Genomic DNA, 24,510 nt, shown 5'->3' on the forward strand with positions numbered 1-24,510 from the left:
AGATGCTTTGAAAAGGATCAGGGACGTACAGGCATGGACGCATCGATCGAGTGCCAGGGGCATGCCCCTGCTGCCAGTGGCTGCCAATGAAGTTTCGTCACTGGGACATCAATACCCGCACCCAGGCCATCAGTCTCGGCCCCGCCCTGTTGCTGACGGTACTGCTGATCGGTTTCTTTACCTTCGTGCGTATCCAGGACCTGCGTCAGGAGCTCAATCACACGGGGCAACTGATCGCCAACCAGTTGGCGCCCGCTGCCGAGCCTGGTCTTTCGATTGGCGACACCGAAGGCCTGAAAAGCCTCATTCGGGCCACACTGTCGATGCCCGGTGTGCGCTATGTCGAAATTCAGGACAGTTCGAACACTGTGCTGGTCTACATCGATCAACCTCGAGAAAACGAGCACACCGCGCGGCAGATGGAAATGTTCCAGGCGCCTGTCCGCGCCCAGCACATGATCACCCGAAGCACGCAGCCAGACGCCACACCATCGCCGCACGATGCATCGCCACGTTATCTGGGCCGAGTGCTGGTGGGCATGTCCAGCGAGGCGTTCAGCCGTCGTCAGCAGGAAATCCTGCTCAAGGCCGCAATCCTGGCCTTGTGTGCGCTGCTGTTCACCTTTCTGCTGGCCAGACGCCTGGCCCTGAGCCTGTCCCGCCCCATCAGTGACATGGGCGAAGCCCTCAAGGCGATCCAGAAAGGCGACTACAGGACGCCGCTCCCGGTCAGTGACGACGCCGAACTCGGCGCACTCGCAAGGCACATCAATAACCTGGCCCAGAACCTGGACAAGGCCAGCCTGGAGCAGCAACGATCCATGGCGCAGCTCATCCAGACCCGCGAGGAGGCAGAGCAGGCCAACCGCGCCAAGTCCGACTTTCTGGCGATGATGAGCCATGAACTGCGCACGCCCATGAACGGCGTACTGGGCATGCTGCAACTGCTGGAAACCACGCGTATGACCGACGAGCAAAGCGAATATGCCGCGCTCGCCACCGAGTCCACGGAGCACTTGCTGCGGGTCATTAACGATATTCTGGATTTCTCTCGCATCGAGCGCGATGCACTGCAGATGGAGGGCATTGCCTTCAATCTGGCAGAACTGATCAACGCATCCACCCACGCGTTCAATCACAACGCGCAGCAACGCAATCTGGCGCTCAATCTCTATATTCAGCCGGGCCTTGAGTCGCTCAACGTAATGGGCGACCCGACCCGGATTCGCCAGATTCTGGTGAACCTGATCGGCAATGCCCTCAAATTCACCGAACAAGGCAGTGTCTGCGTGGAGGCTGGCTGGGTCCTGCTCGACGCCGATCACCTGCGGCTCACCTGCACAGTTCAGGACAGCGGTATCGGCATTCATGCCGACCAACTGGAGTCGATGTTCGACGCCTTCCATCAAGCCGACAGCTCCATTTCCAGGCGCTACGGCGGCACCGGCCTGGGTCTGCCCATTGCCCGTACGCTGGCCGAACGCATGGGCGGAACGTTGCAGGCGCAGAGTGAAGAAGGCACGGGCTCGCTGTTTACATTGCAAATTCCGCTGCCCGTCGCCCCGCAACAGCCTGCCGATATTCGACAACCGCTATACGCCGTCGATGCCCCCGACAAAGAACTGAACGTATTGCTGGTCGAAGATAATCCGGTGAACCGCACGGTGGTCCAGGCCATGCTGCATAACATGGGCTGTGAGGTGGAAGTGGCGGTTGACGGTGCCCAGGCGGTGGCGATGGCCAGCATCAGGCGCTATGCGCTGATCCTCATGGACTGCCGACTGCCGGTGATGGACGGCTATGAAGCCACTCGCCGGATTCGCGCACTGTCGGGACTGGACAGCGTGCCCATCATCGCCCTGACGGCCAATGCCTTGCAGGGTGATCGAGACGCCTGTTTACAGGCGGGCATGGATGACTACCTTGCCAAACCCTTCAAACATGCTGATTTACAGCAGATTTTGCGACGCTGGCTATTCTTTCGGGCACCCGCGACTGGCGATAAATGCTAAATTGCGGCAGTCTTGACGCCGTGATCGACCTGAAAAGCCGGTCGAACTGCAAAATTCAGTGCACAGGTGTACTTTGATTTCGCCCGTGCTGTGACTTTCACCACAACGCAACAGTCTATGAGTAGGCTGCCGGACAGAGTCCTGGCGAATTAGTCCGCCAGGACTGGCGTTTGGGCCAGTGGCGCCCCAACCTGCCGCACAAGATCATTGAGGAGCTCGCATGACCAAACAACACGCCTTTACCCGGGAAGACCTGCTGCGCTGCAGTCGTGGCGAGCTGTTCGGCCCAGGTAACGCGCAACTGCCCGCCCCCAACATGCTGATGGTTGATCGCATTACGCACATCAGCGAAGAAGGCGGCAAGTTCGGCAAGGGTGAGTTGGTCGCCGAACTGGATATCAACCCGGACCTGTGGTTCTTTGCCTGCCATTTCGAAGGCGATCCGGTGATGCCTGGCTGCCTGGGCCTTGATGCCATGTGGCAACTGGTCGGGTTTTACCTAGGCTGGCAAGGTAACCCTGGTCGTGGACGCGCATTGGGTTCGGGCGAAGTGAAGTTTTTCGGCCAGGTCCTCCCGACCGCCAAGAAAGTCACCTATAACATTCATATCAAACGCACCATGCGCGGCAAACTGGTCCTGGCAATCGCCGACGGCACCGTGAGCGTTGATGGTCGCGAAATCTACAGTGCCGAAGGTCTTCGCGTCGGCCTGTTCACTTCCACTGAAAATTTCTAAGGGTAATCGCATGCGCCGCGTCGTTATCACTGGTCTGGGTATTGTTTCCTGCTTGGGCAATGACAAAGACACCGTCACCGCTAACCTGCGTGCCAACCGCCCTGGCATCCGTTTCCAGCCCGAATATGCCGAAATGGGTCTACGCAGCCATGTTGCCGGCTCCATCGACCTCAACCTGGAAGAACTGATCGATCGCAAGATTTATCGCTTCGTCGGCCATGCGGCAGCCTATGCCTATCTGGCCATGAAAGACGCCATCGCAGACGCCGGCCTGACCGACGAGCAGGTTTCCAACGTGCGTACCGGCCTGATCGCTGGCAGCGGCGGCGCTTCGACGCTGAACCAGATGGAAGCGCTCGATATCCTGCGCGAAAAAGGCGTCAAGCGCGTAGGCCCTTACCGCGTTACGCGGACCATGGGCAGCACCGTTTCCGCATGCCTGGCCACACCGTTCAAGATCAAGGGCGTGAACTACTCCATCTCGTCCGCCTGCGCCACCAGCGCTCACTGCATCGGCAACGCTGTCGAGCAGATCCAGCTGGGCAAGCAGGACATCGTGTTCGCCGGTGGTGGTGAAGAAGAGCACTGGAGCCAGTCGTTCCTGTTCGACGCCATGGGTGCGCTGTCCACCCAGTACAACGATACCCCTGAAAAGGCTTCCCGTGCCTACGATGCCAAGCGTGACGGTTTCGTCATCGCCGGTGGCGGCGGCATGGTAGTGGTCGAGGAGCTGGAACACGCTCTGGCCCGTGGCGCCAAAATCTACGCCGAAATCGTCGGCTACGGCGCGACGTCCGATGGTTACGACATGGTCGCGCCAAGTGGCGAAGGCGCCATCCGCTGCATGCAGATGGCCTTGTCCACTGTTGAAGGCCCTATCGACTACCTCAACACCCACGGCACCTCGACCCCGGTCGGCGATGAGATGGAAATGAACGGCGTGCGTGCAGTCTTCGGCGACAACGCACCGGCGATCAGCTCCACCAAGAGTCTGTCGGGTCACTCCCTGGGCGCCGCTGGCGTGCATGAAGCGATCTACTGCCTGCTGATGATGGAAAACAACTTCATCGCAGGCTCGGCCAATATCGACGAGCTGGACCCGAAAGTCGCTGACATGCCTATCCTGCTCGAGACACGGGAAAACGCGAAGATCGACCAGGTCATGAGTAACAGCTTTGGCTTCGGCGGCACCAACGCGACGCTGGTTCTGAAGCGCTATCAGGCGTAACGACAAGCGTGTGCAAGACTGAAAAGGCGCCTTTCGAGGCGCCTTTTCTGTTTTAAACCTCAAACACCCGGGCGTCGCGGGAGCGAGCTTGCTCGCGAACGAGCAAGCGCTGACGCCATCGCCTATATGACGCGCACCATTGCCTTCGTAAGACACACCTACGTTCGTTTGCTGACATTTATCCCTCGCCCTCCCCGCGCTATGATTCCAGTCATTCCCTGACCCACCGTGGAGACCCGAATCATGCTGACCATCGTCCCACGCGCTGAAACGGTGGAAGGCCAGCCAATCCTGCGCCCCCTGCCCTCGGCACGCTGCCGCAGCGTCGGGCCGTTCGTGTTTTTCGACCATATGCTTGAGACGCAGTACTTGCCAGGCACAGGCATGGACATCCGCCAGCATCCGCACATCGGCCTGTCGACGCTGACCTACCTGCTGGAAGGCGAACTGCAGCACAAGGACAGCCTGGGCAGTGATCAGCGCGTTCAGGCAGGAGACGTGAGCTGGATGACGTCAGGCGCAGCCATAGCTCATATCGAGCGTACGCCCGAGCCCCTGAAAATCAGCGGCTCACGCCTGCACGGCCTGCAGGTCTGGCTGGCGTCACCCCGAGCACATGAACAAGGCCCCGGCCATTACAGTCATCACCCTGCACACAGCCTCCCGCAGAGCGACAGCATGGGCATTTTCATCCGCATGCTTGCAGGTGAAGGCTTTGGCCTGCAATCGCCCGTAAAAGTGCTCTCAGGCACGCTGTACGCCGAAATACGCCTGCAGACCGCCACAACGCTGGTGATTCCGACAGAACATCAGGAACGCGCGGTCTACGTTCTCAAGGGCGATGCGTCACTGGACGGCATACCGATTGCCCCCTGCACACTGGTGGTGCTGGAACCGGGCGTCATCGTGAATCTGTGCGCGGAGAGCGAATGTCACGCCGTGCTCATAGGCGGTGCCCCTCTGGACGGGCCGCGCCGCATGAACTGGAACTTCGTGGCCAGCGACCCGGCGCTGATAGAAAACGCGCGAAATCGCTGGGCCTCAGGCGACTGGCCGACCGTTGCGGGAGAGCCCGGCCGGATCGAGTTACCTTGAACGTCAGAACGGCTTAGTTGAACACTTCGCTCAACAGATCGTGCATGGACTTGAATGCACGATTCGCTACCTTCGCGTCGTACATCATCTTGCCCGGCACATTGGCATGCGGGTCAGTGAACGAGTGAAATGCACCGCCGTGGTTATGCAATTGCCAATCGACGCCCGCTGCATTCATCTCGGCCTCGAACGCCGACAACTGCTCCTGAGGCACCATAGGGTCGGATGCACCGTTCAGAATCAGCACCGAGCCTTTGATGTTGCCGGCATCGGCAGGGTTAGGCGTATCCAGCGTGCCGTGGAAGGAAATGGCCGCCTTGAGGTCAGCGCCGCTGCGCGCCAGTTCCAGCGAGCAGCAACCGCCGAAGCAGAAACCAAAAGTGGCGATGCGGTTGGCATCCAGCGAGACGCCCGCCTGACTCAGCAACAGATCCAGCCCTGCCTGCATGCGCTTGCGCAGCAACGCACGATCGTTCTTCAGAGGCATCATCGCCTCGCCTGCCTCATCACCGTTGCCCGGGCGAATGTTCTGGCCGTAAAGGTCGACCAGCAGCACTACGTAACCCTGCTCGGCCACAGCCTTGGCGATGTTCTCAGCGTCGTCGCTGACGCCCATCCAGTTGGGAGCCATCAACAGGCCCGGCCGGGAAGAGGTCACGTTTGCGTCATACACAAGACGACTCTCATAAGGCTGACCATCAATCTGGTGCGCTACGGAACGTACAGTAATCTTGCTGCTCATCGCTGACTCCTGATGATTTGAAAGGTGAGAAATACAGCCGTGAAAGATCAAACAAAAAACCCGCCGAAGCGGGTTTTCTGTCACTCGGTCATCAAACCGACAGTTCAACCAGCAACTTGTTCAAACGGCGAACGTAAGCGGCTGGATCCTTAAGGCTGTCGCCAGCGGCCAGCGCGGCCTGATCGAACAGGATGTGCGACAGGTCACCAAAGCGCTCTTCGCTCTGCTCGGTGTCCAGCTTGCCGATCAGCGGGTGAGCCGGGTTGAATTCGAAGATCGGCTTGGAATCCGGAACCTTCTGACCGCTGGCTTCCAGAATCTGACGCATCTGCAGACCCATGTCCTGCTCGCCAATGGCCAGAATCGCTGGAGAATCAGTAAGACGGTGCGAAACACGCACTTCACTTACCGACTCGCCCAAGGCGGCCTTGATACGCTCGATCAGGCCTTCCTTGTCCTTGGCAATCTCTTCCTGCGCCTTCTTGTCCTCTTCGGAATCAAGCTTGCCCAGATCCAGATCACCACGCGCCACGTCGACAAAGCCCTTGCCGTCGAAGTCGCTCAGGTAGCTCATCAGCCACTCGTCGATGCGGTCGGTCAGCAGCAGCACTTCGATGCCTTTCTTGCGGAAGACTTCAAGGTGCGGGCTGTTTTTGACCTGCGCCCAGGATTCGCCGGTCAGGTAGTAGATCTTGTCCTGACCTTCCTTGGCGCGCGCCAGGTACTCGGCCAGCGATACACTCTGCTCGCCGCTTTCGTCGGACGTTGAAGCGAAGCGCAGAAGGCCTGCGATCTTCTCTTTGTTGGCGAAATCTTCAGCCGGTCCTTCCTTGAGAACCTGACCGAAGTTTTTCCAGAAGCCCTTGTACTGCTCGGGCTCGTTCTTCGCCAGTTTCTCCAGCATGTCCAGCACACGCTTGGTCAGCGCCGACTTCATCGAGTCGATGATCGGGTCTTTCTGCAGGATTTCGCGAGACACGTTCAACGACAGGTCATTGGAATCGACCACGCCTTTGATGAAGCGCATGTACAGCGGCAGGAACGACTCGGCCTGATCCATGACGAACACGCGCTGCACGTACAGCTTCAGACCACGCGGGGCTTCGCGCTGATACAGGTCGAACGGCGCACGGGCTGGCACGTACAACAGCGAGGTGTACTCCAGCTTGCCTTCAACCTTGTTGTGGCTCCAGCTCAGCGGGTTCTCGTAGTCGTGGGCGACGTGCTTGTAGAACTCCTGATATTCCTCGTCCTTCACGTCGGAACGGGAACGCGTCCACAGGGCGCTGGCGCGGTTGACGGTTTCCCACTCAAGCGCCGGAGCCTCTTCGCCTTCGGCCGCAGGAGCCTGCTCTTTAGGCAGCTCGATAGGCAGCGCGATGTGGTCGGAGTATTTCTTGATAATGTTGCGCAGACGATAGCCGTCGGCAAACTCGTCTTCGCCGTCCTTGAGGTGCAGGACAATGCGCGTACCGCGCTCGGCTTTGTCCAGGGTCGCGACTTCGAACTCGCCTTCGCCTTTGGACGACCAGTGCACGCCTTCGCTTGCAGGCACGCCAGCGCGACGGCTGAACACTTCAACCTGATTGGCGACGATGAACGCCGAGTAGAAACCGACGCCGAACTGACCGATCAGGTGCGAGTCCTTCTTCTGGTCGCCCGACAGGTTTTTCATGAAATCTGCAGTGCCGGATTTGGCGATGGTACCCAGGTGGGTGATCACATCTTCACGGCTCATACCAATGCCGTTGTCTTCGAGCGTGACGGTCTTGGCTTCCTTGTCAAAGCTCACGCGAATCTTCAGGTCAGCGCCACCTTCGAGCAGCTCTGGCCTGGACAGCGCTTCGAAACGCAATTTGTCGACCGCGTCAGACGCGTTCGAGATCAATTCGCGAAGGAAAATTTCCTTGTTGGAATACAGCGAATGGATCATGAGGTGCAGCAGCTGCTTTACCTCGGTCTGGAAGCCCAGGGTTTCCTTTTGAGTTTCCACACTCATGGTCATCAAACTCCGATCTGGATGGTATAAGCCGCCACAGTGAGGCATGAGCCTGTGCGGCAGCGGGTAGTCATCAAAGTGGGGGCTGGGCAGAGGATTTCAAGGGCAGAAAAGATCAATCACCGACGACCCACCCTCATCTCGTCCGCGAGATGGGCGATGCGCTCCATTCGCAAGACTGTTTACCGGGCGGCGATCAAAGCGGGAACAGGCGGCCCCATCGGGGTTGCATCAGTAAAATGTAACGCCGCTAAAACAGGTGCCTGAAACAATCTATCAACGCGTTGGAACTTAATATCCGAGGGGGTGCTCTTAGCCACGTAGATAATCAATAAGGAGAAATACCCCATGCGTAAATCTTTAGCCTATGCCTTGATGCTTTCTGCCACTCTGGGTCTTGCCGCCTGTGATAAAAAGTCTGAAAACACTCAGCAAGATGCCAACAAAGCAGCTCAACAATCCCAGGAGTCGATGGAGAAGGCTCAGGAAAAAGTGAACGATGCTGCCAAGGAAAGCCAGGAAGCCGCTCAGAAAAACGCAGAAGCGGCTCAGCAGCGCGCAACAGAAAACGCCAACAAGGCACCTGCCCCGGCGACTGAAGCCGCGCCAGCGACCAAGTAAAGCCCCACGGCTTGCAGAACTATAAATAAAGCCCGCTCTTTGGCGGGCTTTATTGTGTGCGCTTTAAAAGATTTTCAACATCACGCCAGGGCTTCGCTGGGCTTGCCTTTAATTCTGTCGACAACAACAGCGCCTGCCAACGTTATAACCGACGGAACTAACCATGCCAGACCTTGTTCACTCAGCGGCAAGTTAGCCAGCGCACCTGGCAAGTAATGAGTGAAGCCTGCACCCTTGATTGCGTCGATCAGGCCAAAGATCAACGAGACCAGCATGACGGGTGCCACAACCCGCCCCTGACGCTGCCAGAAACCTTTGCAGAAACTCAGCGCGACCAGAACGATGCAAGGCGGGTAGATCGCGGTCAGGACCGGAATCGAAAACAGGATCAGATTGGTCAGACCCAGGTTCGAGACCAGCAGCGAGAACGCGGCCAGAAGCACGACCAGTGTTTTGTAGGAAAGCGGCAACACTTTGGCAAAATACTCGGCACACGCGCAGGTCAGACCGACTGCCGTGACGAGACACGCCAGCGAGATCAGGACAGCAAGAAAACCGCTGCCCAGCGAACCAAAGGTGTGCTGTACATAAGCATGCAGCACTGCCGCGCCATTGGTCGCGCCAGCCGCCACGGCATGGCTGCCGGAGCCGAGGCGGAACAGGCTGATGTAGACCAGCGCCAATCCGACGCCTGCAATCAGCCCGGCGATGATCGCGTAGCGCGTGATCAGCCGTGGCGACTCGACACCACGTGACCGAATGGCGTTGACGATAACGATGCCGAAAACCAGCGCACCCAGCGTGTCCATGGTCAGGTAACCATTGATGAAGCCTTGGGAAAACGGTGCAGCCGCGTAGGCAGGCTCAGCCGTTCCGATATCGCCCGCTGGCAGGGCAAAGGCGGCGATGCCAAGGATCGCCAGCGCGAGGATCTTCAGCGGTGCGAGAAAGCGCCCTACCGTGTCGAGCAGACGGCCCGGGTACAACGATACCCAGAACACCACCAGAAAATAGACCAGGCTATACAGTGCCAGCGCCATCGGGCTGTCACCTGTCAGCGGGGCCAGTCCAACCTCGAAGGACACCGTGGCCGTACGCGGGGTGGCGAACAATGGACCGACCGCCAGGTAACACACCGCGGCCAGAATGCCGCCCGCCACTTTGCCGATCGGGCTGCTCAGCGCATCCATCGCGCCGCCGACCCTGGCCAGGGCAATCACTGTCACCACTGGCAGGCCCACCGCGGTGACCAGAAAGCCCAGCGCGGCGATCCACACATGCGGCCCGGCCTGAAGGCCGACAATCGGCGGGAAGATAATATTGCCTGCCCCGACAAACAGAGCGAACGTCATAAAGCCAAGTGCCAGGATGTCCTGACCTTTCAACACTTTCATTGCGAAGGACCACACAAAATCGAGATAAGGGAATTGACGCCACCCATGAATGAGGTGAACGCAGCCCGTCAGCGTAAGACGTGGCAGTACCTTGCGACGTGCCCCTCGTGAGGGCGACGCAAAAACGGGGCACAGGGTAGCGAACTCAGGCAATAAATGCACTGTTGGAGGGCGAACTTCCGATATACGCCCTTAATAAGCGCATCCATGCATCACAGCGAATACAGGTCCGCGAGATATACCCCCGCGCCTTGGGAACAGCACCTCTCGGTCCGCCCCTATCAAACACCTGTAACCCGCTGAAGAAAATCATTGCGTGGGAGCGGACTTGTCCGCGAATGCAGTAGTTCTGCTACTGCATCTTCATCGGATTTACCGGCCTTTTCGCGGACACGTCCGCTCCCACACATTCACGCTTCTTCAGTGGCTTACAGATGGCTTGCTCGAGGGCGCTTTTCTCAATCACCAGAATGCACAAAGGCCACCCGAAGGTGGCCTTTGCTGATTGCTCGAAAAAGTAAGCGAAGCTTACTTGGTCGGCCAACCGGTCAGCTCGGCCAGGGCCTTGCCGATGTCTGCCAGGGAACGAACGGTTTTCACGCCCGCATCCTGCAGTGCAGCGAATTTCTCGTCTGCAGTACCTTTACCGCCGGAGATGATTGCGCCCGCATGGCCCATGCGCTTGCCCGGAGGAGCAGTCACACCTGCGATGTAGGAAACAACCGGCTTGGTCACGTGTGCCTTGATGTAGGCAGCCGCTTCTTCTTCAGCCGAACCGCCGATCTCGCCGATCATGACGATCGCTTCGGTCTTCGGGTCTTCCTGGAACAGCTTCAGGATGTCGATGAAGTTGGAGCCCGGGATCGGGTCACCACCGATACCAACGCAGGTGGACTGACCGAAACCGGCGTCAGTGGTCTGCTTGACCGCTTCGTAGGTCAGGGTGCCGGAACGCGACACGATACCGACCTTGCCTGGCAAGTGAATGTGACCTGGCATGATGCCGATCTTGCACTCGCCCGGAGTGATGACGCCTGGGCAGTTAGGACCGATCAGGACCACACCCAGCTCGTCACACTTGACCTTGGCTTCCAGCATATCGATGGTCGGGATACCTTCGGTGATGCAGACGATCAGCTTGATGCCGGCGAATGCAGCTTCCAGGATCGAATCTTTGCAGAAAGGAGCCGGAACGTAGATAACCGAAGCATCGGCGCCAGTGGTGGCGACAGCTTCTGCAACCGTGTTGAACACCGGCAGGTTCAGGTGCGTAGTGCCACCCTTGCCTGGGGTCACGCCGCCAACCATTTTAGTGCCGTAGGCAATGGCTTGTTCGGAGTGGAAGGTACCTTGCGAACCAGTGAAACCCTGGCAGATAACCTTGGTGTCTTTATTGATCAGGACGCTCATTATTTGCCCTCCGCAGCTTTGACGACTTGTTGAGCAGCGTCGGTCAGGCTTGTTGCCGCGATGATGTTCAAACCGCTTTCTGCCAGTACTTTAGCGCCCAGTTCAGCGTTGTTGCCTTCAAGACGAACAACAACCGGGATTTTCACGCCGACTTCTTTCACTGCACCGATGATGCCTTCGGCAATCATGTCGCAACGAACGATACCGCCGAAGATGTTGACCAGTACTGCAGCGACATTGGTGTCGGACAGGATGATCTTGAATGCTTCGGTTACACGTTCCTTGGTAGCACCACCGCCCACGTCAAGGAAGTTTGCAGGCTTGCCGCCATGCAGGTTGACGATGTCCATGGTACCCATGGCCAGGCCAGCACCGTTGACCATGCAGCCGATGTTGCCTTCCAGCGCAACGTAGTTCAGTTCGAACTTGGCAGCGTGGGCTTCGCGCGGGTCATCCTGCGACGGGTCGTGGAAACCCTTCAGCTTTGGCTGACGATACATGGCGTTGGCGTCGATGTTGATCTTGGCGTCCAGGCAGTGCAGATCGCCGTCAGCCTTGATCACCAGTGGGTTCACTTCCAGCAGAGCCAGATCGTGGTCCTGGAACAGCTTGGCAAGACCAGTGAAGATCTTGGCGAACTGAGTGACCTGCTTGCCTTCCAGACCCAGCTGGAATGCCAGATCGCGGCCCTGGAATGGCTGAGCGCCAACCAGTGGGTCGATCGTGGCCTTGAGAATCTTTTCAGGAGTGTCGTGAGCGATCTTCTCGATGTCCACGCCACCTTCGGTGGACGCCATGAACACGATACGACGGCTGGAACGGTCGACAACAGCGCCCAGGTACAGCTCTTTGGCGATGTCGGTGCACGACTCGACCAGGATCTTGGTCACTGGCTGACCATTGGCGTCAGTCTGGTAGGTCACCAGACGCTTGCCCAGCCACTGCTGTGCGAACGCTGCAGCGTCTTCTTTGCTGCGAACCAGCTTGACGCCGCCCGCTTTACCACGACCGCCTGCGTGAACCTGGGCTTTGACGACCCATTCGGTTCCGCCGATCTTGTCGCAGGCTTCTGCTGCTGCTTCGGGGGTGTCTACTGCGTAGCCTTTGGATACTGGCAGGCCGTATTCAGCGAACAGCTGCTTACCCTGATACTCGTGAAGATTCATGCTTATTACCGTCTTCGTTTAGGTACTGCGCATTCGGTGCTGCACGTCAGCGTGCCGCACCACCTGTGACCGCTACTCCGGGTGGACCCCGACAATATCGCTAGACATTGCCGAGGCCGCCTGGGAGGTCGAGTCCGACGCAGATTCCGCGGTAAGCCCTGCTGGCAGGACTCACGACGGGCACTGCATCGTGGTTTCTTGTTGTCTTAGCGTTTCTTGCGGTTCTGGATGTGAATGGCACCGCCATTCACTGCCAGGGCCGCTTCATGCAGCGCTTCGGACAGAGTCGGGTGCGAGAAGACCATCATGCCGAGGTCTTCAGCGCTGCTCCCGAACTCCATTGCAATAGCGCCCTGCTGAACCAGTTCGGCAGCGCTCGGGCCGATCACGTGAACGCCCAGAACGCGGTCGGTCTTGGCGTCGGCGATGATCTTGACGAAGCCACCGGTGTCGTTGGCGGCCATGGCACGGCCACTGGCTGCGAACGGGAAGGTACCGACGTTGACTTCAACGCCTTCAGCCTTCAGGGTCTGCTCGGTCTTGCCTACCCATGCGATTTCCGGGTGGGTATAGATAACCGAAGGGACCAGATCGTAGTTCATCACGGCCTTGTGGCCCTTGATGCGCTCGACAACCATGATGCCCTCTTCGGACGCTTTGTGCGCCAGCATCAAACCACGAACCACGTCGCCGATCGCATACACGCCCGGAACGCTGGTGTTGCAGTGCTCATCGACAAAAATGAAACCGCGCTCGTCGATGTTGATGCCACTGTCAGCGGCCAGCAGGTCGGTCGTCACAGGACGACGGCCCACCGCAACGATCAGGCGGTCGAAGGTGATCTTCTGCTCGCCGTCCTTGTCGGTGTAAGTGACTTCGACTTCTTCGCCATTGACACTCGAACCGGTAACGCGAGCGCCCAGCTTGATGTCCAGGCCTTGTTTGGTGAACGTCTTGTGGGCTTCCTTGGAAACCGCCTCGTCAGCTGCCGGAATGAATTTTTCCAGGGCTTCCAGAACGGTAACCTGAGCACCTAGACGCGCCCACACCGAACCCAGTTCCAGGCCGATCACGCCAGCGCCGATGACGCCCAGACGCTTTGGAACCTGTTGAAACTCGAGCGCGCCAGTGGAGTCGACGATGACTTTCTGGTCGACCGGAGCCGGCGGAATGTCGATCGGACGCGAACCGGAAGCCAGGATCACGTGATCCGCTTCGATGATTTCAACGGTGCCGTCAGCACCGGTCAGCTCGACCTTCTTGCCGGCCAGCAGTTTGCCGTGGCCTTGCAGGGTGGTCACGCCGTTGGCCTTGAACAGACTGGCAACGCCGCCGGTCAGGCCTTTAACGATGGTGGACTTGCGACCGATCATGGCCGGCACGTCCATCGCCAATTCGGACGTCGAAATACCGTGAACCGCGAAGCCATTCTTGGCCTCGTAGAACTTCCAGGAGCTGTCCAGCAGCGCCTTGGAAGGAATGCAACCCACGTTCAGGCAGGTACCGCCGAGGGCCAGCTTGCCCTCCTTGTCCTGATATTTCTCGATGCAGGCAGTCTTGAGACCAAGTTGCGCAGCCTTGATGGCGGCAACATAACCGCCAGGGCCTGCGCCAATCACTACCACGTCGAATTTCTGGGACATAAAAAGATTCCTTTTAGCTGCGAGCTTCAAGCTGCAAGCTGCAAGCCGGTTCGCCTTTCGGCATCACTGACTTGCGACCAATTCATAAGATGCAACACACCAGCCTCGGGCTGCACACCAACGGACCTGACAACCCGGTCCGACAGGAGGCAACCCTCGGCCGCTTCATCAGATATCCAGCAGAAGACGAGCCGGGTCTTCCAGCAGGTTCTTGATGGTAACGAGGAAGGTTACTGCTTCTTTACCGTCGATCAAACGGTGATCGTAGGACAGCGCCAGATACATCATCGGGCGAATCACAACCTGACCGTTGACTGCCATAGGACGCTGCAGAATGTTGTGCATGCCCAGAATGGCGGCCTGCGGCGGGTTGACGATCGGCGTCGACATCATCGAACCGAAGGTACCACCGTTGGTGATGGTGAACGTGCCGCCGGTCATCTCATCGATGGACAGCTTGCCGTCACGCGCCTTCTTGCCGAAGGTGGCGATGCCGCCTTCGATTTCAGCCAGACTCATGTGCTCGGCGTTACGCAGAACCGGTACAACCAGACCGCGGTCGCTGGACACTGCAACGCCTACGTCGGCGTAGCCGTGGTAAACGATATCGGAACCGTCGATCGACGCGTTGACTGCAGGGAAACGCTTCAGCGCTTCGGTGGCGGCCTTGACGAAGAACGACATGAAGCCCAGACGCACACCGTTGTGGGACTTCTCGAACAGGTCCTTGTACTTAGAACGCAGTGCCATGACTTCAGTCATGTCCACTTCGTTGAAGGTGGTGAGCATGGCCATGTTCGATTGAGCTTCAACCAGACGCTTGGCGACCGTTGCACGCACGCGGGTCATCGGCACGCGCTTCTCGGTGCGGTCGCCAGCGGCAACAACAGGAGCGGCAGCGGCAGCAGGCTTGGCAGCAGGCGCAGCGGCTGGAGCGGATTTCTTCGCTTCGATGGCCGCGACCAGATCTTCCTTGGTGATACGGCCGTCTTTACCAGTGCCCTTGACGCTGGCCAGGTTGATACCGTTTTCTTCAGCCAGCTTGCGAGCGGCAGGCGCTGCAATTGGATCTTCGTCGTCAGCAACGGATGCAGCAGCAGGCGCCGATGCAGCGGCAGGAGCAGCTGCGGCAGGAGCGGCCGATGCGGTAGCACCAGCGTCAAGCGTTGCAATCAGTTCATTGGACAGGACAACTTCGCCCTCGCCTTTTACGATCGATGCCAGCACGCCGTCAGCTTCGGCCAGAACTTCGAGGACAACCTTGTCAGTCTCGATGTCGACCAGCAGCTCGTCACGTTTTACCGCTTCGCCCGGTTGCTTGTGCCACTTGGAAATGGTGCCGTCGGCAACGGATTCCGGGAAAGAGGGGGCTTTGATCTCGATAGCCATTATCTGTAATTCCTTAATTCGGTTTCTAATGCTCGAAGGCGTTAAACAGTGAAGGCATCTTGCAGGAGTTTTTCCTGCTGCTCGGCATGCATCGAAGCGTAGCCACACGCTGGCGCGGCGGAAGCATCACGACCGGCGTACTCGAGAACGAGTTCGCGTTTGTGATTACCAATGCTGCGACGCAGATGGTGTTGACTGCTGTACCAGGCACCCTGGTTCATCGGCTCTTCCTGGCACCACACTGCGTGCTGCAGGTTGGTGTAAGGCGCGATCGTTTCCATCAAGTCATCTTCAGGGAACGGATACAGCTGCTCGATACGAACGATGGCGATATCTTCACGACCTTCGGCACGGCGTTTTTCCAGCAGGTCGTAGTAGACCTTGCCGCTGCACAGTACCAGGCGCGTTACCTTGGCCGGATCGAGCGTATCGATTTCCGGGATAACGGTCTGGAACGAGCCTTCGGCCAGTTCTTCCAGGGTCGAAACCGCCAGCTTGTGACGCAACAGCGACTTGGGTGTCAGGACAACCAGCGGCTTGCGCAGCGGGCGAATCACCTGACGACGCAGCAAGTGGTAGATCTGGGCCGGCGTAGTCGGCACACACACCTGAATGTTGTGCTCGGCACACAGCTGCAGGTAACGCTCAAGACGTGCGGAGGAGTGCTCCGGGCCCTGCCCTTCATAACCGTGAGGCAACAGCATGGTCAGACCGCACAGACGGCCCCACTTGTGCTCGCCGCTGGTGATGAACTGGTCGACAACCACCTGGGCACCGTTGGCGAAATCGCCGAACTGGGCTTCCCAGATGACCAGCGCGTTAGGCTGGGTGGTCGAATAGCCATATTCGAACGCCAGGACCGCTTCTTCCGACAGGAACGAGTCATACAGGTCAAAGCGAGGCTGACCGGCGTACAGGTTCTGCAGTGGGATGTAGGTGCCTGCATCTTTCTGGTTGTGCAATACGGCGTGACGGTGCGAGAACGTACCGCGGCCGATGTCCTGACCCGTCATACGGATCGGGTGACCTTCAAACGCCAGCGTGGCGTACGCCATGGTTTCGGCATAACCCCAGTTGATCGGCAAGCCACCGACCTGCATCTTCTGGCGATCTTCGTAGATCTTCTGCACCTGACGCTGCACGACGAAGCCTTCCGGCAACTCCATCAGCTTGGCGGACAGTTCCTGCAGGGTCTTGAGATCGAAGCGAGTGTCGTGACGCGCCGTCCAGGCGTGGCCCAGATACGGACGCCAGTCCACGAACAATTCCTTGTTCGGTTCCTTGACCAGGCTTTTAACCACGTGCAGACCGTTGTCCAGCGCACTGCGGTAATCGTCGACCTTGGCCTGAACACGGGCGTCATCAAGAACGCCGGTCTTGATCAGATGCTCAGCGTACAGCTCACGGGTGGTGCGCTGCTTGGTGATCTGCTGGTACATCAGAGGCTGGGTGCCGCTCGGCTCGTCAGCTTCGTTGTGACCGCGACGACGGTAGCAGACCAGGTCGATGACGATGTCACGCTTGAACTGCATGCGGTAGTCGATCGCCAGCTGGGTCACGAACATCACCGCTTCAGGGTCATCGCCATTAACGTGGAGAATCGGTGCCTGAATCATCTTGGCGACGTCGGTGGCGTACTCGGTGGAGCGCGAGTCCAGCGGGTTGCTGATGGTGAAACCGACCTGGTTGTTGATCACGATATGGATCGTGCCGCCCGTCTTGAAGCCGCGAGTCTGCGACATCTGGAAGGTTTCCATCACAACGCCCTGACCTGCAAAGGCCGCGTCGCCGTGAAGGGAAATCGGCAGAACCTTGTCACCGTTCGGATCGTTACGACGATCCTGACGCGCACGCACCGACCCCTCGACCACCGGAGACACGATCTCAAGGTGGGACGGGTTGAATGCCATGGCAAGGTGAACTTCACCGCCTGCGGTCATGACGTTGGAAGAGAAGCCCTGGTGGTACTTGACGTCACCGGAACCCAGTTCCACTTTTTTCTTGCCTTCGAACTCGTCGAACAGGTCGCGCGGGTTCTTGCCGAAGGTGTTGACCAGCACGTTCAGACGGCCACGGTGGGCCATGCCGATGACGACTTCCTTGGTGCCATAGGAGCCGGAGCGCTGGATCAGCTCGTCGAGCATAGGAATCAGGCTTTCGCCACCTTCCAGACCGAAACGCTTGGTGCCCGGGTATTTGGTGCCCAGGTACTTCTCGAGGCCTTCTGCGGCAGTCACGCGCTCAAGCAGATGGCTCTGGATGTCGGCCGAGAACACAGGACGACCGCGTACGCTTTCCAGACGCTGCATGAACCAGTTGCGCTGTTCGGAATCCACGATGTGGGTGAACTCGGAGCCGATGGTGCGACAATATGTCTGCTGCAACGCTTCGTGGATTTCGCGTAGGCTCGCTTCCTCTTTGCCGATGAACAAGTCGCCGGCGCGGAAAGTCGTATCCAGATCGGCATTGGTCAAGCCGTAGTGATTGATCGACAGATCGGCGGGTGCAGGACGCTGCCACAGACCCAGCGGATCGAGCTGGGCAGCCTGGTGGCCACGCATACGATAAGCCTGGATCAGTCGCAGTACTTCAACCTGCTTCTTCTCGTGTTCGCTGCTCACACTGCCGGCAGACACCGGTTGAGCGCGGCGCTGGTTTTTGGCCAGCAACACGAAATGATCGCGAATGGTCGAATGCGATACATCAGTGGCAGAGCTGCCATCAGCTGGCAACTTCTGAAAGTAGGTGCGCCATTCTTCTGGCACAGCGTTAGGGTCGTGCAGGTAAAGCTCATAGAGCTCTTCCACATAGGCAGCGTTACCACCGGATAGGTGGGCACTGTTCCACATGCGCTGCATCACGCTTTCTTGCATGCTTGGTCACCCTCGGTAAGGGGACACCACCGGCGAAGACACCAGAGCAATCCTGAAATAGTCGTGTGCAGCGACTGTATCAAGTCACCAGGGAATCACGCAGATAGTCCGGGTACCAGCCCGGATGCCCCTGCTGGTCTCATTTCTTCAAAATAAGAGCCGCAGCTTTGCGAGCTACTGCTCAGGTTAAAACCACGGCGCCGGTTGAAGCCGGCGCCGCGGTCATTTCAGTGCAACGGTGTTACAGGTAAAGCGATGAATCAGACGCCGTTCTGCAGAAGCATGTTGCGTACGTGACCGATAGCCTTGGTTGGATTCAGGCCCTTCGGACAAACGTTGACGCAGTTCATGATCCCACGGCAGCGGAACACGCTGAACGGGTCGTCCAGCGAAGCCAGACGCTCATTGGTGCGGGTGTCACGGCTGTCAGCCAGGAAACGGTAGGCTTGCAGCAGCGCAGCAGGGCCCAGGAACTTGTCTGGGTTCCACCAGAAGGACGGGCAGGACGTCGAGCAGCAAGCGCACAGGATGCACTCGTACAGGCCATCGAGCTTTTCGCGCTCTTCCGGGGTCTGCAGACGTTCGATGGCCGGAGCCGGCGTGTCGTTTTGCAGGAATGGCTTCACCTTCTCATACTGCTTGTAGAAGATGCTCATATCGACGACCAGGTCACGAATGACCGGCAAACCAGGCAACGGACGAACGATCAGTTTGCCCTTGGCAACCACGGCAGACACAGGCGTAATGCACGCCAGGCCGTTCTTGCCGTTCATGTTCATGCCATCGGAACCGCAGACGCCTTCACGGCACGAGCGGCGGTACGAGAAGCCTTGATCCTGTTCTTTGACCAGAGCCAGCACGTCCAGCACCATCAGGTCTTTACCACCGGTATCGACCTGGAATTCCTGCATGAACGGCGCTGCGTCCTGCTCAGGGTTGTAACGATAAACACTGACTTGCAACATATCGGTCACCCCTTAATAAGTCCGAATTTTAGGTTCAAAAGTCGGAACAGTTTTCGGCGAGAAGTTCACGGCACGCTTGGTTACGCGCTTGTCACCCGGGAAGTATAGGGTGTGGCACAACCAGTTTTCGTCGTCGCGATCTTCAAAGTCTTCACGGGCGTGGGCGCCGCGGGACTCTTTACGATGTTCTGCGGCAATCGCTGTAGCTTCGGCGACTTCCAGCAGGTTTTGCAGTTCAAGCGCTTCGATACGGGCAGTGTTGAATGCCTGGCTCTTGTCGTTGATCTTGACGTTGGCGATACGAACACGCAGGTCGGCCAACTGGGCGATGCCTTTCTGCATGTATTCGCCGGTACGGAATACACCGAAGTAGTTCTGCATGCAGCTTTGCAGTTCTTTACGCAGCGAGGCAACGTCTTCGCCCTGGGTGCGCTCGTTCAGGCCGGCAAGACGCGCCAGAGCGGCGTCGATATCGGACTGGGAAGCACGGGCGTAATCAACGCCTTCACGCAGAGCCTGCTCAAGGTGAATACCCGCAGCACGACCGAACACCACCAGGTCGAGCAACGAGTTGCCGCCCAGACGGTTGGCGCCGTGAACCGATACGCAAGCCACTTCGCCTACTGCGAACAGACCCGGAATGATCTGATCCGCTCCAGCAGCGTCCTGAGTGATCGCCTGACCATGAATGTTGGTGGCAACGCCGCCCATCATGTAGTGGCAGGTCGGAACGACAGGAATCGGTGCGGTGGCCGGATCGACGTGTGCAAACGTCTTGGACAGTTCCATGATGCCTGGAAGACGGCTGTGCAGCACTTCCTCGCCCAGGTGATCGAGCTTGAGCATCACGTGATCGCCGTCAGGACCACAACCGTTGCCGGCAATGATTTCCTTGACCATGGAACGGGCGACAACGTCACGACCTGCAAGGTCTTTCGCGTTCGGAGCATAACGCTCCATGAAACGCTCGCCGTGCTTGTTGATCAGGTAACCGCCTTCACCACGGCAACCCTCGGTGACCAATACACCTGCGCCGGCGATGCCGGTCGGGTGGAACTGCCACATCTCGATATCCTGGACCGGCACACCGGCGCGCAGCGCCATGCCAATACCGTCGCCCGTGTTGATCAGGGCGTTGGTGGTCGAAGAGTAGATACGGCCTGCACCGCCGGTCGCCAGTACCGTTGCGTTGGCACGGATATAGGAGGTTTCACCGGTTTCGATGCAGATGGCGATGATGCCGACAAAGGCGCCATCCTGATTCTTCACCAGATCCACTGCGTAGTATTCGTTGAGGAATACAGTACCCGCTTTCAGGTTGGCCTGATAAAGGGTGTGCAGCAGTGCGTGACCGGTACGGTCGGCAGCGGCACAGGTACGGGCAGCCTGACCACCCTTGCCGAAGTCCTTGGACTGACCACCGAAAGGACGCTGATAGATGCGGCCCTGCTCGGTACGGGAAAACGGCAAGCCCATGTGCTCGAGCTCGAAGACCGCTTCCGGACCTACGGAACACATGTATTCGATAGCGTCCTGGTCACCGATGTAATCGGAACCCTTGACGGTATCGTACATGTGCCAGCGCCAGTCATCGTTCGGGTCGGCCGAAGCGATTGCGCAGGTGATGCCGCCCTGAGCGGATACGGTGTGCGAGCGAGTCGGGAAAACCTTGGTGACCACGGCAGTCTTGTGACCACCCTGAGCGAGCTGCAGCGCGGCGCGCATGCCTGCACCGCCGCCACCAATGATAATGGCGTCGAAAGAAAGCGAATTTATGTTAGCCATGGATCAGATACCCCAAAGAATCTGCACGCCCCAGACGAAGTAGGCGAACATCAGAACGCCGCATACCGCCTGGAACAGAAAACGTACGACAGTCGCGGACTTGCCCAGCGCCATGGGCGTCAGGTAGTCGGTCGCGATGGTCCACATGCCGACCCAGGCGTGAGCGCCGAGGGCAACGAGGGCCAGAAGACTGAAGATACGCATCCAGTTACTTGCGAACAGATCATGCCATTGGGCATAGCTCAGACCCGGGTGAAAGACCATGTACCCGATCAGAAAAATGAAGTAAGCCGCGAGCACGACCGCAGAGACACGCTGTGCCATCCAGTCATAGAGACCCGAACGTGAAAGGTTGGTGACGTTGGTTACCATATCCATACTCCTGCCAGAAGAATCAGTACCACGGAAACCGCGATAACGATTTTGGAGCCCAGCTTGCCGCCTTCCAGCGTCTCACCCACTCCAGAGTCCATGATCAGGTGGCGGATACCGGCCACCAGGTGATACAGCAGGGCAGACAGCATCGCCCAGATGACAAGCTTTGCCAGCGGGCTGGTCAGACACGCTTTAACTTCACCAAAGCCTTCTTCGGACGCCAGCGACTTGTCCATTGCATACAGCATGATTGCAATACAGACAAAGAGGATGACACCGGAGATGCGGTGAAGGATGGACGTGTAAGCAGTGACTGGGAGCTTGATGGTCCTTAGGTCTAGATTTACAGGTCGTTGGCTATTCACGGCTTTTTTCACACTGAAGAGCCCCTAACAATCAGGGCAAGTTGTTGGGAAGTGCACTGGTCAGGTACCCACCACCCAGGAAGTGACGACCCCCTTTAGAACAGGCCCAAAAGCCCCCGGCGGTCGGATGCCAAGTATAGACAGTTAGGTTACTAATGACAACGCACAGACTCACCGCCAATAGCGGATTGCGCTCATCACATAAAAGGCGTAAATGGCAGGAAACGGGCCTGAAAAAACTCCATCAAGGCCTTCTGGAACACGACTTTAGGCAAATTGACTTTAGAATTTATCTCACTATAGTGATGCGGGCCCTGCGTGGGGGGCCTGTCTGATGATTTGAAGCATAAATAGGAGGCCACATGGCTGACAAAAAAGCGCAGTTGATCATCGAGGGCGCAGCCCCCGTCGAGCTGCCAATTCTGACCGGTACAGTGGGTCCGGACGTGATCGACGTACGCGGTCTCACCGCCACCGGCCGCTTCACATTCGACCCTGGTTTCATGTCGACCGCCTCTTGCGAGTCGAAAATCACCTACATTGATGGTGACAACGGAATTCTGCTGCACCGCGGCTACCCTATCGAGCAACTGGCGCAGCATTCCGATTATCTGGAAACCTGCTACCTGCTGCTCAACGGCGAACTGCCGACCGCCGAGCAGAAAGCCCAGTTCGTCGCTGTGGTCAAGAACCACACGATGGTCCACGAACAGCTCAAGACCTTTTTCAACGGCTTCCGTCGCGACGCCCACCCGATGGCGGTCATGTGCGGCGTTGTAGGTGCCCTTTCAGCGTTCTACCACGACTCGCTGGACATCAATAACCCTCAGCACCGCGAAATTTCGGCAGTCCGCCTGGTCGCCAAGATGCCAACCCTGGCAGCCATGGTCTACAAGTACTCCATGGGCCAACCCATGATGTACCCGCGCAATGACCTCAGCTACGCCGAAAACTTCCTGCACATGATGTTCAACACACCGTGCGAGATCAAACCGATCAGCCCGGTGCTGGCCAAGGCGATGGACAAGATCTTCATCCTGCACGCCGACCACGAACAGAACGCCTCGACCTCCACAGTGCGCATGGCGGGCTCTTCGGGTGCCAACCCGTTCGCCTGTATCGCTGCAGGCATTGCAGCGCTCTGGGGCCCGGCTCACGGCGGTGCCAACGAGGCCGTCCTGACCATGCTCGATGAAATCGGCGATGTCTCGAACATCGATACGTTCATCGCCAAGGCGAAAGACAAGAACGATCCGTTCAAGCTCATGGGCTTCGGTCACCGCGTTTACAAGAACCGTGACCCGCGCGCCACCGTGATGAAACAGACCTGCGACGAAGTCCTCAAGGAACTGGGCATCACCAACGATCCTCAGCTCGAACTGGCCATGCGCCTCGAAGAGATCGCCCTGACCGACCCGTACTTCATCGAACGCTCCCTGTATCCGAACGTGGACTTCTACTCGGGCATCATCCTGAAGGCCATCGGCATTCCAACCAGCATGTTCACCGTGATCTTCGCCCTGGCGCGGACCGTCGGCTGGATTTCGCACTGGAAGGAAATGCTCTCCAGCCCTTACAAGATCGGCCGCCCACGTCAGCTGTACACCGGCAACGTGCAACGCGACATCGTCGAACTGAAAGACCGCAAGTAAGCGCTGTACGCATGAAAAAAGGGCTGCCATTGGCAGCCCTTTTTATTTACCGCAAATTACTGTGCCGCCCTTTCCCGAAGCGCTTTCAAGGTGTTGAACGGCGCATCGACGACGAACTTGTTGGCAATCATGGAAGGTACGCTGCCGCCAGGCTCTGTATGCACCTGATAAGTTACTTCAGTCTGATTCGGCCCTTTGGGCACCAGCTTCCAGAATCCTTTGACCTCAGCCACGCGCACATAGCCTTTCTCTTCTGGAATATAAGTGGGTAGCTCTTCCAGATTTCGGGTCAGGCTGCCGTCAGCCCCCTCCTGCGTGGTGATCAGCAACACCGAGTCACGCGGCGTGACCGGCCAGGGCGCATTAAAACGGCTATAGGTCCAGGCCTTGTTGCCTTCGAACTTCAGCACCTTCTGCATCTGACACTCGTGAATCCAGGCACAGGCACCGACAACGTCCTCCTGCAACGCGCGCAACTTGCCCAGGCTGGCATTGATCACTGTCACACCGCGATAAGCCTTGTACTTGGAACCCGGAACATCGCTGAGCGAGACCTTGATCCCCTCCTCATCCTTCGCCACTTGCCAGTCTTCGGCCTGAACAGCACCCACCAGCACTGCAGTCAAGCCACAGGCTAAAGCCATACGATACAGCGGACCCATTGTCTTATTCCTTATTGTCGAGATTCCGATGAAACCATTGAGCTAAACCGGCCATCAGGCGACCGACGTCATTTTCTCCCACCACCCTATCAGACGAATCGCTTCAGCCTGATTAACGCCGCAGACATCTTCAGCCGCCTTGAACTGGCTGCACACGGCAGGTCGCTCCGGCTTGCCGAACAGTGCGCAGAGAAACTCGACCGACAAATGCAGACAACGCTCCCCCGCAGGCTTGCCGTTCGGCATGCCCGGAATGGGAGACGTGATGGAAGGAGCGATGCAACATGCACCGCAACCGGAGCGGCAGTCCATGACCCGAACCCTTGCTGAATGATTGAAATGAAGCGAGATAGTACCTACCGGAACACCTTATTGAAAACGGCGTACCCGACGATAAG

General features: G+C 58.1%; 20 protein-coding genes. 6 read left to right on the plus strand and 14 right to left on the minus strand.

What is annotated here, in order from left to right; translation table 11 throughout:
* Window positions 1-86: 86 nt before the first annotated feature.
* The 4 genes from H8S56_RS04385 to H8S56_RS04400 all read left to right on the plus strand — a co-directional run bounded on the left by H8S56_RS04385 (window position 87) and on the right by H8S56_RS04400 (window position 5,071).
* The gene (locus tag H8S56_RS04385; protein WP_024686115.1) at window positions 87-2,012 is read left to right on the plus strand and encodes a response regulator; all 1,926 of its coding nucleotides are present in this window, start codon (window positions 87-89) and stop codon (window positions 2,010-2,012) included.
* Between the two features lie 220 nt (window positions 2,013-2,232).
* Entirely contained in the window at window positions 2,233-2,748 is a 516-nt protein-coding gene (gene fabA / locus H8S56_RS04390) for a 3-hydroxyacyl-[acyl-carrier-protein] dehydratase FabA (protein WP_024686114.1), read from the plus strand.
* A 10-nt stretch (window positions 2,749-2,758) separates the two neighbouring features.
* The gene (fabB, locus tag H8S56_RS04395) at window positions 2,759-3,976 is read left to right on the plus strand and encodes a beta-ketoacyl-ACP synthase I (protein ID WP_187517965.1); all 1,218 of its coding nucleotides are present in this window, start codon (window positions 2,759-2,761) and stop codon (window positions 3,974-3,976) included.
* A gap of 243 nt (window positions 3,977-4,219) precedes the next feature.
* Window positions 4,220-5,071 carry a pirin family protein gene (locus H8S56_RS04400; RefSeq protein ID WP_187517966.1) on the plus strand — a complete coding sequence of 284 codons (852 nt, stop codon included), beginning with the start codon at window positions 4,220-4,222 and terminating at the stop codon, window positions 5,069-5,071.
* Between the two features lie 13 nt (window positions 5,072-5,084).
* Here the strand turns inward: H8S56_RS04400 and H8S56_RS04405 are convergent, their stop codons facing one another.
* The gene (locus tag H8S56_RS04405) at window positions 5,085-5,813 is read right to left on the minus strand and encodes a dienelactone hydrolase family protein (protein ID WP_024686111.1); all 729 of its coding nucleotides are present in this window, start codon (window positions 5,811-5,813) and stop codon (window positions 5,085-5,087) included.
* A 91-nt stretch (window positions 5,814-5,904) separates the two neighbouring features.
* Window positions 5,905-7,812 carry a molecular chaperone HtpG gene (gene htpG / locus H8S56_RS04410; RefSeq protein WP_024694131.1) on the minus strand — a complete coding sequence of 636 codons (1,908 nt, stop codon included), beginning with the start codon at window positions 7,810-7,812 and terminating at the stop codon, window positions 5,905-5,907.
* Window positions 7,813-8,160: 348 nt separating this feature from the next.
* On the opposite strand from htpG, the gene H8S56_RS04415 reads away from it, so the two are divergent.
* Window positions 8,161-8,433, plus strand: coding sequence for a hypothetical protein (locus tag H8S56_RS04415; protein WP_024686109.1), 273 nt, complete (start codon window positions 8,161-8,163; stop codon window positions 8,431-8,433).
* An 80-nt stretch (window positions 8,434-8,513) separates the two neighbouring features.
* On the opposite strand, the gene brnQ is transcribed toward H8S56_RS04415, so the two are convergent.
* The 10 genes from brnQ to sdhC all read right to left on the minus strand — a co-directional run bounded on the left by brnQ (window position 8,514) and on the right by sdhC (window position 21,810).
* Window positions 8,514-9,827 (minus strand): branched-chain amino acid transport system II carrier protein, encoded by a 1,314-nt coding sequence (gene brnQ, locus H8S56_RS04420; protein WP_187517967.1) that lies wholly within the window; start codon window positions 9,825-9,827, stop codon window positions 8,514-8,516.
* A 528-nt stretch (window positions 9,828-10,355) separates the two neighbouring features.
* Window positions 10,356-11,237, minus strand: a complete 882-nt coding sequence (sucD, locus tag H8S56_RS04425; protein WP_024688213.1) for a succinate--CoA ligase subunit alpha — start codon at window positions 11,235-11,237, stop codon at window positions 10,356-10,358.
* On the minus strand, window positions 11,237-12,403 hold the full coding sequence (sucC, locus tag H8S56_RS04430; protein ID WP_002552981.1) for an ADP-forming succinate--CoA ligase subunit beta: 1,167 nt from the start codon (window positions 12,401-12,403) through the stop codon (window positions 11,237-11,239). Before sucC ends, sucD begins: the two co-directional genes overlap by 1 nt.
* Window positions 12,404-12,609: 206 nt before the next feature.
* Window positions 12,610-14,046, minus strand: coding sequence for a dihydrolipoyl dehydrogenase (gene lpdA / locus H8S56_RS04435; RefSeq protein WP_024688212.1), 1,437 nt, complete (start codon window positions 14,044-14,046; stop codon window positions 12,610-12,612).
* Between the two features lie 168 nt (window positions 14,047-14,214).
* Window positions 14,215-15,435: a 2-oxoglutarate dehydrogenase complex dihydrolipoyllysine-residue succinyltransferase gene (odhB, locus tag H8S56_RS04440; protein WP_187517968.1), complete on the minus strand. Its 1,221-nt coding sequence runs from the start codon at window positions 15,433-15,435 to the stop codon at window positions 14,215-14,217.
* Window positions 15,436-15,476: 41 nt separating this feature from the next.
* Window positions 15,477-18,308, minus strand: coding sequence for a 2-oxoglutarate dehydrogenase E1 component (locus H8S56_RS04445; RefSeq protein WP_024688210.1), 2,832 nt, complete (start codon window positions 18,306-18,308; stop codon window positions 15,477-15,479).
* 260 nt (window positions 18,309-18,568) lie between these two features.
* A complete protein-coding gene (locus H8S56_RS04450; RefSeq protein WP_024688209.1) occupies window positions 18,569-19,273 on the minus strand; it encodes a succinate dehydrogenase iron-sulfur subunit in 705 nt (234 codons plus the stop codon).
* A gap of 12 nt (window positions 19,274-19,285) precedes the next feature.
* Window positions 19,286-21,058 carry a succinate dehydrogenase flavoprotein subunit gene (sdhA, locus tag H8S56_RS04455; protein ID WP_024688208.1) on the minus strand — a complete coding sequence of 591 codons (1,773 nt, stop codon included), beginning with the start codon at window positions 21,056-21,058 and terminating at the stop codon, window positions 19,286-19,288.
* A gap of 3 nt (window positions 21,059-21,061) precedes the next feature.
* Window positions 21,062-21,430: a succinate dehydrogenase, hydrophobic membrane anchor protein gene (gene sdhD, locus H8S56_RS04460; RefSeq protein WP_024688207.1), complete on the minus strand. Its 369-nt coding sequence runs from the start codon at window positions 21,428-21,430 to the stop codon at window positions 21,062-21,064.
* Window positions 21,424-21,810, minus strand: a complete 387-nt coding sequence (gene sdhC / locus H8S56_RS04465) for a succinate dehydrogenase, cytochrome b556 subunit (RefSeq protein WP_187517969.1) — start codon at window positions 21,808-21,810, stop codon at window positions 21,424-21,426. Before sdhC ends, sdhD begins: the two co-directional genes overlap by 7 nt.
* Before the next feature lie 350 nt (window positions 21,811-22,160).
* Between sdhC and gltA the strand changes: the two genes are divergently transcribed.
* A complete protein-coding gene (gltA, locus tag H8S56_RS04470; protein WP_004882582.1) occupies window positions 22,161-23,450 on the plus strand; it encodes a citrate synthase in 1,290 nt (429 codons plus the stop codon).
* 56 nt (window positions 23,451-23,506) lie between these two features.
* Here gltA and H8S56_RS04475 read toward each other — a convergent pair whose 3' ends face one another.
* Both H8S56_RS04475 and H8S56_RS04480 read right to left on the minus strand, forming a co-directional pair.
* A complete protein-coding gene (locus tag H8S56_RS04475) occupies window positions 23,507-24,112 on the minus strand; it encodes an START domain-containing protein (protein WP_187517970.1) in 606 nt (201 codons plus the stop codon).
* A 54-nt stretch (window positions 24,113-24,166) separates the two neighbouring features.
* Complete coding sequence (locus H8S56_RS04480; protein WP_024688204.1) at window positions 24,167-24,424, minus strand: YkgJ family cysteine cluster protein; 258 nt, start codon at window positions 24,422-24,424, stop codon at window positions 24,167-24,169.
* Window positions 24,425-24,510 lie beyond the last annotated feature (86 nt).

Source organism: Pseudomonas triticifolii, assembly GCF_014358015.1.
In the GTDB taxonomy this organism is placed as follows: domain Bacteria; phylum Pseudomonadota; class Gammaproteobacteria; order Pseudomonadales; family Pseudomonadaceae; genus Aquipseudomonas; species Aquipseudomonas triticifolii.

What these genes read in the sequence shown, in the direction of transcription:
- H8S56_RS04385 (WP_024686115.1), top strand. Translation starts at nt 87, where the DNA reads ATGAAGTTTCGTCACTGGGACATCAATACCCGCACCCAGGCCATCAGT.
- fabA (WP_024686114.1), top strand. Translation starts at nt 2,233, where the DNA reads ATGACCAAACAACACGCCTTTACCCGGGAAGACCTGCTGCGCTGCAGT.
- fabB (WP_187517965.1), top strand. Translation starts at nt 2,759, where the DNA reads ATGCGCCGCGTCGTTATCACTGGTCTGGGTATTGTTTCCTGCTTGGGC.
- H8S56_RS04400 (WP_187517966.1), top strand. Translation starts at nt 4,220, where the DNA reads ATGCTGACCATCGTCCCACGCGCTGAAACGGTGGAAGGCCAGCCAATC.
- H8S56_RS04405 (WP_024686111.1), bottom strand. Translation starts at nt 5,813, where the DNA reads ATGAGCAGCAAGATTACTGTACGTTCCGTAGCGCACCAGATTGATGGT.
- htpG (WP_024694131.1), bottom strand. Translation starts at nt 7,812, where the DNA reads ATGAGTGTGGAAACTCAAAAGGAAACCCTGGGCTTCCAGACCGAGGTA.
- H8S56_RS04415 (WP_024686109.1), top strand. Translation starts at nt 8,161, where the DNA reads ATGCGTAAATCTTTAGCCTATGCCTTGATGCTTTCTGCCACTCTGGGT.
- brnQ (WP_187517967.1), bottom strand. Translation starts at nt 9,827, where the DNA reads ATGAAAGTGTTGAAAGGTCAGGACATCCTGGCACTTGGCTTTATGACG.
- sucD (WP_024688213.1), bottom strand. Translation starts at nt 11,237, where the DNA reads ATGAGCGTCCTGATCAATAAAGACACCAAGGTTATCTGCCAGGGTTTC.
- sucC (WP_002552981.1), bottom strand. Translation starts at nt 12,403, where the DNA reads ATGAATCTTCACGAGTATCAGGGTAAGCAGCTGTTCGCTGAATACGGC.
- lpdA (WP_024688212.1), bottom strand. Translation starts at nt 14,046, where the DNA reads ATGTCCCAGAAATTCGACGTGGTAGTGATTGGCGCAGGCCCTGGCGGT.
- odhB (WP_187517968.1), bottom strand. Translation starts at nt 15,435, where the DNA reads ATGGCTATCGAGATCAAAGCCCCCTCTTTCCCGGAATCCGTTGCCGAC.
- H8S56_RS04445 (WP_024688210.1), bottom strand. Translation starts at nt 18,308, where the DNA reads ATGCAAGAAAGCGTGATGCAGCGCATGTGGAACAGTGCCCACCTATCC.
- H8S56_RS04450 (WP_024688209.1), bottom strand. Translation starts at nt 19,273, where the DNA reads ATGTTGCAAGTCAGTGTTTATCGTTACAACCCTGAGCAGGACGCAGCG.
- sdhA (WP_024688208.1), bottom strand. Translation starts at nt 21,058, where the DNA reads ATGGCTAACATAAATTCGCTTTCTTTCGACGCCATTATCATTGGTGGC.
- sdhD (WP_024688207.1), bottom strand. Translation starts at nt 21,430, where the DNA reads ATGGTAACCAACGTCACCAACCTTTCACGTTCGGGTCTCTATGACTGG.
- gltA (WP_004882582.1), top strand. Translation starts at nt 22,161, where the DNA reads ATGGCTGACAAAAAAGCGCAGTTGATCATCGAGGGCGCAGCCCCCGTC.
- H8S56_RS04475 (WP_187517970.1), bottom strand. Translation starts at nt 24,112, where the DNA reads ATGGGTCCGCTGTATCGTATGGCTTTAGCCTGTGGCTTGACTGCAGTG.
- H8S56_RS04480 (WP_024688204.1), bottom strand. Translation starts at nt 24,424, where the DNA reads ATGGACTGCCGCTCCGGTTGCGGTGCATGTTGCATCGCTCCTTCCATC.